Below are 12,507 nucleotides of genomic sequence, written 5' to 3'. Positions count from 1 at the left end.
TTACTTGATCCATGTGAGAGCGGTCTCAAACCTCGTGCGAATCATCTTGCACCCTCGGCTATACTCCCTTTCATTTGAACGGCACCCGAGGATCGACTGTGAAGAACTGGACGTTACGCCAACGCATCTTGGCGAGCTTTGCCGTAATCATTGCCATCATGCTGTTGATGATCGTCGCAGCGTATTCACGCCTGGTCTCGATTGAATCCAGTGAAGACAAAGTGCGCACCGACTCCATTCCCGGTTTGTATTACAGCTCCATGATCCGCAGTGCCTGGGTCGACAGTTACGTTCAGACCTTGCACCTGATGAATGATGTAACCGGTCACCCGCTCACCAAAGAGGAAAAAGACCTCTACGCGTCCTATGAAGCCCGTCTGGAAAAAGAACTGGCCGGTTATCGCTCGACCATCAGCGACGGCACGGATGACTCCGAATATGAAGCGTTTTTAGTGCGCCATAAAGCCTACGACGCCTCGCTGGACACGGTGGTCGCGCTGTTCGAAAAGAACGACATGGATCAAGCTCGTCGCCTGCTGGTAGAGCAACTGACGCCCGCGTGGAACGCAGGCCGTCAGCAACTCAATAAAATGATTGAAGACAACCAGAACGCGGCCATTCTTGCCAGCAACAACATTTCTGACGCGGTGTTGGCGGCCAAGGCCAGCATGCTGGTGTCACTGCTGATTGCCGTGATCGCGGCCAGTGTGTGCGGCTTCCTGTTGCTGCGCGCGATTATGTCGCCGATGCAGCGCATTGTGTCGATCCTCGACGTGATGCGTTCCGGTGACTTGAGCAAGCGCCTGGACCTGGAGCGTAAAGACGAGTTCGGCGCTGTCGAAACCGGCTTCAACGACATGATGGCCGAGTTGACGGCGCTGGTGTCTCAGGCCCAGCGCTCCTCGGTGCAGGTCACGACGTCGGTCACTGAAATTGCCGCCACCTCCAAGCAGCAACAGGCCACCGCCACTGAAACCGCCGCCACCACCACTGAAATCGGCGCCACGTCGCGCGAAATTGCGGCCACCTCGCGTGATCTGGTACGCACCATGACCGAAGTCACGTCGGCGGCCGACCAAGCCTCGATTTTGGCCGGTTCCGGGCAACAGGGTCTGGCGCGGATGGAAGACACCATGCATCAGGTCATGGGGGCGGCCGATCTGGTGAACGCCAAGCTGGCGATTCTGAACGAGAAGGCCGGCAATATTAATCAGGTGGTGGTGACCATCGTTAAAGTGGCCGACCAAACCAACCTGCTGTCGCTCAACGCTGCAATTGAGGCCGAGAAAGCCGGTGAATACGGACGCGGCTTTGCCGTGGTGGCCACCGAAGTGCGCCGCTTGGCTGACCAGACGGCCGTGGCCACGTATGACATTGAGCAAATGGTGCGTGAGATTCAGTCCGCCGTGTCGGCGGGTGTGATGGGCATGGACAAGTTCTCCGAAGAGGTGCGCCGCGGCATGTCCGAGGTGCAGCAGGTGGGCGAGCAGTTGTCGCAGATCATTCATCAGGTGCAGGCGCTCGCGCCTCGCGTGTTGATGGTCAACGAAGGCATGCAGGCACAAGCCACCGGCGCCGAGCAGATTAACCATGCGCTGGTGCAGTTGGGCGATGCCAGCAGCCAGACCGTTGAGTCGTTGCGCCAGGCCAGCTTTGCCATTGACGAGCTGAGCCAGGTGGCGGTCGGGCTGCGCAGCGGCGTTTCGCGATTCAAAGTCTGATGAGCGAACCTCTCGCCCCGCGCGAAGCCGCCAAGGCGTCGAAAAACAGCCTTTTCCTGGTGTTTTATATTGGCGCCGAGCGCTATGCCTTACAGGCTATCGACGTGGTTGAAGTGTTGCCGCGTTTGCCGCTTAAACCCATCGCCCATGCGCCCGCGTGGGTGGCAGGGGTGTTGGCGCATCGTGGCCAGATGGTGCCGGTGATTGATGTGAGTGCCATGACCTTCGGCCAACCGGCGGTCGAGCGCACCAGTACCCGCCTGGTGTTGGTCAATTATCAGGGCCGTTTGTTGGGGCTGGTGCTGGAGCAGGCCAACGAGATGTTGCGCTGCAACCCGGCGGACTTTCAGCCCTATGGGCTGGATAACCGCGAGGCACCTTATTTGGGGCCGGTGCGCAAAGACGCACAGGGGTTGTTGCAGTGGATTCGCGTCAACGATCTGCTAACGCCAGCAGTACGCGGGTTGTTGTTCACTGACGCGGACCTCGATCTGTCTGGGCAGGCCCGCGCATGAGTGCTGATCAGCGTTTTTTTGACTTTCTTAAACGTCAGATCGGTCTGGATGTGGCGTCAGTAGGGCCAGCGATTATTGAGCGGGCCGTGCGCCAGCGGTGTACGGCATTGAACATGGCCGACCACGATCAGTATTGGCAGTGGCTCAATCGCTCGCAGGACGAGCAGCAAGCGTTGATCGAATCAGTGATCGTGCCCGAGACCTGGTTTTTTCGTTATCCCGAATCCTTTGTCACGCTGGGACGGCTGGCCCGTGAGCGTCTGACGGCGCAAAGCAGCCCACGGGTGCTGCGCATTTTGAGCCTGCCGTGTTCAACCGGCGAAGAGCCTTATTCGATTGCGATGGCGATGTTTGACGCAGGCTTTGCCGCGCCTCAGTTCAAGGTCGATGCGCTGGATGTCAGCCCGCTCTCGGTGCAGCGCGCCCAGCGGGCGGTGTATGGCAAAAACTCGTTTCGTGGGCAGAGCATCGAGTTTCGTGAGCGCTATTTCACCCTTGAGGAGGACGGCTATCAGCTGTGCGCGCGGGTGCGTGAGCAGGTCACGTTCCATGTGGGTAACCTGCTCGATCCTGCACTGATGGCCAACCAACCCGCGTATGACTTCGTGTTTTGCCGCAATCTGCTGATTTACTTCGATCTCAAAACGCAGAAGCAAGCACTGGATGTGCTCAAACGCATGACGCGTACCGAGGGTGTGTTGTTTATCGGCCCGGCCGAAGGCAGCCTGCTCAACGGGTTGGGCATGCGCTCAATCAATGCGCCGCAGTCGTTTGCGTTTTGCCACAGCCAGGAGCCGCCGCTTGCGGTGATGCCCGCACTGGTGGAACGCAAGCCGCAAGCGCGGCCTTTTGCGCCGCTCACAGCGCCCGCCAGTCGGCCCTTTATTGCCCGCCCGCAAACGCAAACGCTCACGCGGCCTGCGGCGCAGCCGCCAGCGCCCACGTTGGACGAACCCGCGCAATTGCTCGAAAAAATCGCCACGCTGGCCAATGAAGGCAATAGCCGCGAAGCGCGTGCCGCTTGCGAGCTGAGCTTGCAGCGCCACGGCCCGCAGGCGCAGGTGTTTTATTGGTTGGGCCTGCTCAGCGATGTCGAAGGGCAGACCGCCCAGGCGCAAGCGTTCTATCGCAAGGCGTTGTATCTGGAACCTCAACATGCCCAGGCGCTGGCGCAGTTGGCCGCGTTGCTGGCCTCGTTGGGCGATGTCGCCGGTGCCCAGCGTTTGCAGGCCCGAGCTGCGCGCAATGAGCGCTCGGTTCAGAGTGAGCGTAAACAATGAACGGTTTAACAGCCCAAAGCTTGATCCACACCGAAGCCTTGGCGATTGATGATTGCTGGAACCGCATCGGTGTTTATGGCAATAAATCCTGCCCGTTATTGGCTGAGCATATTCACTGTCGCAACTGTTCGGTGTACTCGGCAGCGGCAACCCGCTTGCTTGATCGCTATTCATTTGAGCAGGACGGCCAAGACCTTGCCGCCCCGCCCGACCTTGAACATAAAGTGGCGACACGTTCGCTGATGATGTTTCGCATGGGCGGTGAATGGTTGGGGCTAGCCACCGGTTGCCTGGACGAGGTGGCGCCGATGCAGTCGATCCATTCGTTGCCCCATCAGCGCTCACGCGCCCTGTTGGGCGTTGCCAACGTGCGGGGTACGCTGGTGCCTTGCCTGTCGCTGGTCGAATTGCTGGGGCTGGACCCGACCGTGAGCGTGACGGCGTCACAGCGGGTGATGCCGCGCATGCTGATTGTGGCCGCGCCGGGCGGGCCGGTGGTGCTGCCGGTGGATGAAGTCGACGGCATTCATAACATTGAACAACGGGTGTTAAACACCGCATCGCTCTCGGGCGAGCACGCCAGCGCCAAATTCACCCGGGGGGTGTTGCCGTACAAGGCCCGCAGCCTGCGCTGGCTGGATGAAGAGCAATTGCTCAGCGCCATTACCCGGAGCCTCACATGACCCCTGAGCAAATGCGCGATGCCTCGTTGCTGGAGCTGTTCAGCCTGGAGGCTGAAACCCAAACCCAAGTACTGAATGCGGGTTTACTGGCGCTGGAGCGCAACCCGACTCAGGCCGATCAGCTTGAAGCGTGCATTGTCGGGGTGGATGCCGGGGTCAGCGTCTCTCATGTGATGGAGGATTGCCTGGTCAGCGCTCAGGAAGGCCGCTTGTACCTGCTGCCTGAGCACATTGATGCCTTGTTGCAGGGCACTGACCTGTTGATGCGCATTGCAACACCGGGCAATACGGTCAGCACGGCGGATGTCGAGGCCTATGTGGCGCTGATGAATCGCCTGCTCGATCCCTCGCAGATCCCCGCACCCGTGGTAGCCCCGGTTTTTGATGTGTCGCAACGGCTGCTGGCACCGCAGCCTGAGGCCCCGCAACCCACGATCGAGCCGCCGCTGGCGGCTGAGCCTGCGCAACGCCCGCAACGACGCACTGAAAGTGGCGAGCGGGTACTGCGCGTCACCGCAGAGCGCCTCAACAGCTTGCTGGATTTATCCAGTAAGTCGCTGGTCGAAACCCAGCGGCTCAAGCCTTATCTGGCCACGTTGCAGCGCCTTAAGCGGATCCAGAGCACCAGCCTGCGAGCGTTGGACAGCCTCAGCGATCAACTCAAAGTGGTCGGTCTGAGCCATGAGGCGCAAGAAGCCTTGGCCGAGGCCCGGCGCTTGTTGGCCGAATCACAGCACGTGCTCAGTGAGCAGACCGCTGAGCTGGACGAGTTCGGCTGGCAGGCGAGCCAGCGCGCGCAGTTGCTGTATGACACGGCGCTGGCATGCCGCATGCGCCCGTTCGCCGATGTATTGGCCGGGCAAGAGCGCATGGTGCGTGACCTGGGCCGCAGCCTGGGCAAGCAGATACGCCTGGAAATTGAAGGCGAAAAAACCCAGGTTGACCGCGACGTATTGGAAAAGCTCGAAGCACCGCTGACCCATTTGCTGCGCAACGCAGTTGATCACGGCATCGAGTCGCCCGAGCAGCGGTTGTTGGCGGGTAAACCGGTTGAAGGGCTGATCCGCTTGCGGGCCTCGCATCAGGCCGGTCTGCTGGTGCTGGAATTGAGCGATGACGGTGCGGGGGTAGACCTTGAGCGCTTGCGCCGCACCATCGTCGAGCGCCAGCTTTCGACCGAGGCCACGGCCGCCCAGCTCAGTGAAGAAGAGCTACTGTCCTTTCTGTTTTTGCCCGGCTTCAGCCTGCGCGACACCGTGACCGAAGTGTCCGGGCGCGGGGTGGGACTGGACGCCGTGCAGCACATGGTGCGCCTGCTGCGTGGGGCGATTGTGCTGGAGCAAACGGGGGGGCAGGGCAGCCGTTTCCATTTGGAAGTGCCGCTGACCTTGTCGGTGGTGCGCAGCCTGGTGGTGGAGGTCGGCGACGAAGCCTACGCCTTCCCGCTGGCGCATATCGAACGCATGCGCGACCTGCAACCCGACGACATCGTACAGCTCGAAGGGCGCCAGCATTTTTGGCATGAGGGCCGCCACGTAGGCTTGGTCGCCGCCAGCCAGTTGCTGCAACGCCCGCCCAGCCAGAACGATGACGAAACCCTCAACGTGGTGGTGATTCGCGAGCGCGATGTGGTGTATGGCGTGGCGGTGGAGCGTTTTATTGGCGAGCGCACGTTGGTCGTATTGCCCCTCGATCCGCGTCTGGGCAAGGTGCAGGATATTTCGGCTGGCGCGCTGCTTGATGACGGCTCGCCGGTGCTGATCGTTGACGTCGAAGACATGCTGCGGTCTGTCGATAAACTGCTCAATACCGGGCGTCTTGAGCGTATTGATCGGCGTAATCGGCACACGGCCGAATTGGCCCGCAAGCGTATTTTGGTGGTCGACGACTCGCTCACCGTACGTGAGCTACAACGCAAGTTGCTGCTCAATCGCGGCTATGAAGTGGCGGTGGCGGTCGATGGCATGGACGGCTGGAATGCATTGCGTGCCGAACACTTTGATTTGTTGATTACCGACATCGACATGCCGCGCATGGACGGTATCGAGTTAGTGACGTTGTTACGCCGTGATAACCGTCTGCAATCGATGCCGGTGATGGTGGTGTCCTATAAAGACCGTGAAGAAGACCGTCGGCGCGGCCTGGACGCAGGAGCCGACTACTATTTAGCCAAAGCCAGTTTCCATGACGATGCGCTGCTCGATGCAGTGGTTGAACTCATTGGAGGAGCCCAAACATGAGAATTGCCATCGTCAACGACATGCCCATGGCGGTTGAAGCCTTGCGCCGGGCGTTGGCATTCGAACCGGCCCATCAGGTGATCTGGGTGGCGCGAGACGGCGCAGAAGCGGTTTTGCTGTGCGCCGAAAACACCCCTGACCTGATCTTGATGGACCTGATCATGCCGGTCATGGACGGTGTAGAAGCCACCCGCCGGATCATGGCAGAAAGCCCCTGTGCGATTGTGATCGTGACGGTCGACCGTCAGCAAAATGTGCACCGTGTGTTCGAAGCCATGGGCTTTGGCGCGCTGGATGTGGTGGACACACCGGCCTTGGGGGCGGGTAACGCCAAAGAAGCCGCCGCGCCGTTGCTGCGTAAAATCTTGAACATTGGCTGGTTGGTGGGCCAACCCGACAAGCGGGTAAAACCGGTGGACACCCCGCCACGTCAGCACAGCATACGCCACGGGCTGGTGGCCATTGGTTCATCGGCCGGAGGGCCAGCCGCCCTCGAAACACTGCTAAAAGGGCTGCCGAGGCAGTTTGAGGCGGCGATTGTGCTGGTACAGCACGTTGATCAGGTGTTTGCAGCCGGTATGGCCGAATGGCTCAGCAGCTCGTGCGGGGTCAATGTACGGTTGGCCCGAGATGGTGAAGCGCCCCAGCCCGGTACGGTGTTGCTGGCCGGCACCAACCACCATATCCGGCTCTTGAAAAACGGCACGCTGGCCTATACGGCAGAGCCGGTGAACGAAATTTATCGGCCCTCGATTGATGTGTTCTTCGAGAGTGTTGCCAGGTTTTGGAACGGCGAGGCCGTGGGGGTGCTGCTGACCGGTATGGGCCGTGATGGCGCGCAAGGGCTTAAACTCATGCGCCAGCAAGGCTTTTTGACCATCGCTCAGGACCAACAGAGCAGCTCGGTGTACGGCATGCCCAAAGCGGCCGCGGCGATTGATGCCGCGGTTGAAATTCGACCCTTGGACACGATTGCGCCACGCTTGCTGGAGATATTTGGCAAATGAGTGACAAAACCCGGCAGGACTGGCTTGAAGGTGGTAATTCAGGTGAACGCGCATGAATGACTTGCAATTGGACGACGTCAAAAACGACGAAAACGCAGCGATGGTGTTGCTGGTCGACGATCAGGCGATGATCGGCGAGGCCGTGCGCCGGGGGTTGGCCCTTGAGCAAAACATCGATTTCCACTTTTGTGCCGACCCGCACCAGGCCATCGCGCAAGCCATTCGCATCAAACCGACCGTGATTTTGCAGGATCTGGTGATGCCGGGCCTCGACGGCCTGACGCTGGTGCGCGAATACCGCAATCATCCGGCGACCAAAGATATCCCCATTATTGTGCTCTCCACCAAAGAGGACCCGCTGATCAAGAGCGCGGCCTTTGCGGCAGGGGCCAACGACTATTTGGTGAAATTGCCCGACAACATCGAGCTGGTGGCGCGCATTCGCTATCACTCGCGCTCCTACATGACGCTGTTGCAGCGTGATGCGGCCTACCGTGCGCTGCGGGTGAGCCAGCAGCAACTGTTGGACACCAACCTGGTGCTGCAACGGTTGATGAACTCTGACGGCCTGACCGGGTTGTCCAATCGTCGTCACTTTGACGAGTACCTTGAACTGGAATGGCGTCGCGCTTTGCGTGAACAAACCCAGTTGTCGTTGCTGATGATCGACGTGGACTACTTCAAGTCGTTCAACGACACCTTTGGCCATCTGGACGGTGATGAAGCGTTGCGCAAAGTGGCCGCCTCCATCCGCGATGCCAGCAGTCGACCGTCCGACTTGCCTGCGCGTTACGGCGGCGAAGAGTTTGCCATCGTGCTGCCCAATACCTCTCAGGGCGGAGCGCGACTGGTGGCAGAAAAACTGCGCCAGGCCGTTGCGGCGCTGAAGATTGCGCACATCTCGCCCACCGAGGGCAGCAGCCTCACGATCAGCATTGGGCTGGCCACGCTCACGCCGCAACACAGCGGCAACTGTCGCGAATTGATATCGGCGGCGGACAAGGGGTTGTACCTGGCCAAAAACAACGGGCGCAACCAAGTGGGTATTGAGTAAGCCAACTCTCGTCAGGCTCCCCTTAGCTGCTGGCGCAGGCTGCGTCTGTGCGTTCAGATGCAGTCCAGCCTGGGCGTTAGCCGCCTTTCTTTCTGAGCAGCATCAGCCCGGTGGCGTACGCCGTTTTATAACGGCCAGCGCAGTAGTGTGCATACAGCGTTTGGTAGTAGTCAGTGATCGCCTGTTCGCGGATGGTTTCGTCGAACTGGCGGCGTACCTGCGTACTGGCGCCCCAATGCCAGTCCCTGAAGTCGCTGAAGTTCTCAAACTCGACGGTTTCCTCAATGCGCTGTGCGCGCACCATGTCAAAGTCGTGCAGGGTGTCCAGAATGTCCCGGCGGCTGAACCTGAAGTCATCAAACACCACCGGTTCAGTGATGCAGGGGTATTGATGGCGGATCTCCATCAAGGCTCGCTCTTGTATAAAACGCTCGTCCGGCAAGTAATCGAAATCCAGCGCGCAGGACAAAAACAAGTCACCGCCGGGCCTGATGGCGGCCGACAGTTTGTCGATCACGGTTTGTTCTTGTGGAATAAACGCTTGCAAGCAGGCCGCGCAAACGACGGCATCAAAGGGCGAAAAGTGGTCCAGGGAGTACGTCAGAAAGTCACTGATGATAAAACGCACGTTGGGCGCGGCATGCGCCAGGTTGGCATAGGTGATTTTGTCCTTGGATTGATCGATGCCGACGTACTGTTCGATGTTGTTCAAGTCCACAAACAGCAGGCTATTGCCGGTGCCACAGCCGACATCCAGCACATTGCCCTGGGGCGTTGCCAATGACAGCAGTAGCTCCAGGCAGCGCTTGTTGACCTGCCGTGAATTGCGTTGAAAGCCTTGTGGGCCACACCTCGGGTTTTCCATTGCCTTGCTCCTGGTGCTTGTTTGTACGGTCAGCCCACGGGGTGTTATCACGCGACAGCAGCGCGTTAAAGGCCGTACTGGTTAGGTATAGCGAGCTTGTTGTGATGTGCAATGAAACGCCGGGTAGTCCATTTCTCTAAAGTTGGGTAACTATTCCCAAGCTGTAGCTGTGATGTGACTTCGCCTGTTTATTGTGGCGTGCCAGATGCAAATTCGCGGTGTGCTGTAGGCCTCGTAAGGCGCGGTCAGTGACGTGTTGCGCCCTGCGGGCTGCGGCAAATGGCCCATATAAGGCCGCCGGGCGGGCTGCTGTAACGGTATATTTTCGGTATACTCTTTGGCTTTGTAAAAATCGCCTACGAGTGCAGTCCGCCATGGAAATCAACCCGATCCTTAACAGCATCAAGGACCTGTCAGAGCGCTCCGAAACCATTCGGGGGTATCTTTGACTACGATCAAAAGCATGAGCGTCTGACCGAAGTCAATCGCGAGCTTGAAGATCCGAGTGTCTGGAACAACCCTTCGTACGCCCAGGAACTGGGACGCGAGCGCTCATTATTGGCGCAAATTGTAGAAACCCTCGATGAGATGCACACCGGTCTGGCCGATGCCAAAGACCTGCTGCTGATGGCTGCCGAGGAAGAAGATCAGGCCGCTGTGGATGACGTTGCCGCTGAGGTTGAACGTCTGCGCGAGTCCCTTGAAAAACTCGAATTTCGCCGCATGTTCAGTGGTGAGATGGACGCCAACAACGCTTACCTGGACATCCAGGCAGGCTCGGGCGGCACCGAAGCGCAAGACTGGGCCAATATCCTGCTGCGGATGTATTTGCGCTGGGCCGACAAGCGCGGCTTCGATGCCACCATCATGGAGCTGTCTGCCGGTGAAGTGGCCGGGATCAAAGGCGTAACCGTGCACATCAAGGGTGAATACGCCTTTGGTTGGTTGCGCACCGAAATTGGCGTCCATCGTCTGGTTCGCAAAAGTCCCTACGACTCGGGCAACCGTCGTCACACCTCGTTCTCGGCGGTATTCGTTTCGCCAGAGATCGACGACAACATCGAAATCGACATCAACCCCTCAGACCTGCGGATCGACACCTATCGTTCCTCCGGTGCGGGTGGTCAGCACGTAAACACCACCGACTCGGCCGTACGTATCACCCACGTACCGTCCAACACCGTGGTGAGCTGCCAGAACGAACGTTCCCAGCACGCGAACAAAGACACCGCGATGAAAATGCTGCGGGCACGTTTGTACGAGCAGGAAGTGCAAAAGCGCAACGCCGCTTCCCAGGCGCTGGAAGACACCAAGTCGGACATCGGCTGGGGTCACCAGATCCGTTCGTACGTACTCGATGCTTCGCGCATTAAAGATTTGCGTACCAATATAGAACGCAGCGATTGCGACAAAGTGCTCGACGGCGACATCGACGAGTACCTGATAGCGAGCCTGAAACAAGGGCTGTAAGTCGCGCAACAACCGTAAAGTGCGCCGCTGAGGCGCTGCCCCGTGAGGGCCGCCAACGCCCGCTTCCCCCTGCCGCAAGGCGGGGGCAACGAACCTGTGATGGAATTTTTTAAGACATGAGCGACCAACAACTCGACCCGCAAGATGTGCAACAGGAAGAAAACGCCCTGATCGCCCTGCGCAAGGAAAAACTTGCAGCCGAGCGCGCCAAGGGCAATGCCTTCCCGAACGACTTCCGCCGTGACAGCCTTTGCGCCGACCTGCAAAAGCAGTACGCGCAAGCGACCAAGGAAGAGCTGGCCGAGGCGGCCATCCCGGTCAAGGTTGCGGGTCGCATCATGCTTAACCGTGGCTCGTTCATGGTGATCCAAGACATGAGCGGTCGCATTCAGGTCTACGTCAACCGTAAAACCCTGCCGGAAGACACCCTGGCCGCAGTCAAAACCTGGGACTTGGGCGACATCATTGCCGCCGAAGGCACCCTGGCCCGTTCCGGCAAAGGCGACCTGTACGTTGAAATGACCAACGTGCGTCTGCTGACCAAATCCCTGCGTCCGCTGCCCGACAAGCACCACGGCCTGACCGACACCGAGCAGCGTTATCGCCAGCGTTACGTTGACCTGATCGTCAACGAAGACGTGCGTCACACCTTCCGTGTACGTTCGCAAGTGATTGCCCACATCCGCAGCTTCCTGATGGCACGCGACTTCCTTGAAGTCGAAACGCCGATGCTGCAAACCATCCCGGGCGGTGCTGCGGCCAAGCCGTTCGAAACCCACCACAACGCCCTTGATATGGACATGTACCTGCGCATCGCGCCAGAGCTGTTCCTCAAGCGCCTGGTGGTCGGCGGCTTCGAAAAAGTGTTCGAGATCAACCGTAACTTCCGTAACGAAGGCGTGTCGACCCGTCACAACCCTGAATTCACCATGTTGGAGTTCTATCAGGCGTACGCCGACTACGAAGACAACATGGACCTGACCGAAGAGCTGTTCCGTGAACTGGCGCAGCTGGTTCTGGGCAGCACCGACGTGCCGTACGGCGACAAAGTGTTCCACTTCGGTGAACCGTTCGTGCGTTTGTCGGTGTTCGACTCGATCCTCAAGTACAACCCTGAGCTGACCGCCGATGACCTAAACGACATCGACAAGGCGCGCGCCATCGCCAAGAAAGCCGGTGCCAAGGTGCTGGGTTTCGAAGGTCTGGGCAAATTGCAGGTGATGATTTTCGAAGAACTGGTCGAGCACAAACTGGAACAGCCGCACTTCATCACCGAGTACCCGTTCGAAGTGTCGCCACTGGCACGCCGTAACGACGATAACCCGAATGTGACCGATCGTTTCGAGCTGTTTATCGGTGGTCGTGAAATCGCCAATGCTTACTCCGAGCTCAACGATGCTGAAGATCAGGCTGAGCGCTTCATGGCTCAGGTGGCTGATAAAGACGCGGGCGATGACGAAGCCATGCACTACGACGCTGACTTTGTGCGTGCGCTGGAATACGGCATGCCGCCAACGGCCGGTGAAGGTATCGGCATTGATCGTCTGGTGATGTTGTTGACCAACTCACCGTCGATCCGCGACGTGATCCTGTTCCCGCACATGCGCCCACAAGCGTAACGTTGCGAAATAAGAAGCCGCCGCCAAGGGCGGCTTTTTATTGCCTGCTGCCC

10 protein-coding genes are annotated in these 12,507 nt (G+C 59.1%); 9 read left to right on the top strand and 1 reads right to left on the bottom strand.

Going from position 1 to position 12,507, the window contains the following annotated elements; genetic code table 11:
• Window positions 1-98: 98 nt before the first annotated feature.
• Genes GYN01_RS18165 through GYN01_RS18135 form a run of 7 tightly spaced genes read left to right on the top strand, consistent with a single transcriptional unit; the run spans window position 99 to window position 8,500 of the window.
• Window positions 99-1,721, top strand: a complete 1,623-nt coding sequence (locus tag GYN01_RS18165; protein ID WP_048400051.1) for a methyl-accepting chemotaxis protein — start codon at window positions 99-101, stop codon at window positions 1,719-1,721.
• Window positions 1,721-2,236, top strand: coding sequence for a chemotaxis protein CheW (locus tag GYN01_RS18160; protein WP_048363311.1), 516 nt, complete (start codon window positions 1,721-1,723; stop codon window positions 2,234-2,236). Before GYN01_RS18165 ends, GYN01_RS18160 begins: the two co-directional genes overlap by 1 nt.
• Window positions 2,233-3,516, top strand: a complete 1,284-nt coding sequence (locus GYN01_RS18155) for a CheR family methyltransferase (RefSeq protein ID WP_203307560.1) — start codon at window positions 2,233-2,235, stop codon at window positions 3,514-3,516. Before GYN01_RS18160 ends, GYN01_RS18155 begins: the two co-directional genes overlap by 4 nt.
• On the top strand, window positions 3,513-4,199 hold the full coding sequence (locus tag GYN01_RS18150) for a chemotaxis protein CheW (protein ID WP_048363313.1): 687 nt from the start codon (window positions 3,513-3,515) through the stop codon (window positions 4,197-4,199). Before GYN01_RS18155 ends, GYN01_RS18150 begins: the two co-directional genes overlap by 4 nt.
• The gene (locus tag GYN01_RS18145; protein ID WP_203307559.1) at window positions 4,196-6,439 is read left to right on the top strand and encodes a hybrid sensor histidine kinase/response regulator; all 2,244 of its coding nucleotides are present in this window, start codon (window positions 4,196-4,198) and stop codon (window positions 6,437-6,439) included. The genes GYN01_RS18150 and GYN01_RS18145 overlap by 4 nt, the downstream gene beginning before the upstream one ends.
• Complete coding sequence (gene cheB, locus GYN01_RS18140) at window positions 6,436-7,446, top strand: chemotaxis response regulator protein-glutamate methylesterase (RefSeq protein ID WP_203307558.1); 1,011 nt, start codon at window positions 6,436-6,438, stop codon at window positions 7,444-7,446. Before GYN01_RS18145 ends, cheB begins: the two co-directional genes overlap by 4 nt.
• Window positions 7,447-7,498: 52 nt before the next feature.
• Window positions 7,499-8,500, top strand: coding sequence for a response regulator (locus tag GYN01_RS18135; protein ID WP_048363316.1), 1,002 nt, complete (start codon window positions 7,499-7,501; stop codon window positions 8,498-8,500).
• A 76-nt stretch (window positions 8,501-8,576) separates the two neighbouring features.
• On the opposite strand, the gene GYN01_RS18130 is transcribed toward GYN01_RS18135, so the two are convergent.
• Window positions 8,577-9,365: a class I SAM-dependent methyltransferase gene (locus tag GYN01_RS18130; protein WP_048363317.1), complete on the bottom strand. Its 789-nt coding sequence runs from the start codon at window positions 9,363-9,365 to the stop codon at window positions 8,577-8,579.
• 374 nt (window positions 9,366-9,739) lie between these two features.
• Between GYN01_RS18130 and prfB the strand changes: the two genes are divergently transcribed.
• Together prfB and lysS are read left to right on the top strand one after the other, a co-directional pair.
• A protein-coding gene (gene prfB, locus GYN01_RS18125) for a peptide chain release factor 2 (RefSeq protein ID WP_203307557.1) occupies window positions 9,740-10,835 on the top strand; the annotation gives its coding sequence in 2 pieces (ribosomal slippage) (window positions 9,740-9,811 and window positions 9,813-10,835; 1,095 coding nt in all).
• A 116-nt stretch (window positions 10,836-10,951) separates the two neighbouring features.
• On the top strand, window positions 10,952-12,454 hold the full coding sequence (gene lysS, locus GYN01_RS18120; protein WP_048363318.1) for a lysine--tRNA ligase: 1,503 nt from the start codon (window positions 10,952-10,954) through the stop codon (window positions 12,452-12,454).
• The last annotated feature ends 53 nt before the right edge of the window (window positions 12,455-12,507 follow it).

The sequence above is a fragment of the Pseudomonas weihenstephanensis genome (genome assembly GCF_016812185.1).
Taxonomy (GTDB): domain Bacteria; phylum Pseudomonadota; class Gammaproteobacteria; order Pseudomonadales; family Pseudomonadaceae; genus Aquipseudomonas; species Aquipseudomonas weihenstephanensis.
Note: the sequence above shows the minus strand (reverse complement) of the source record. Positions and strands in the feature narration are given on the sequence as shown.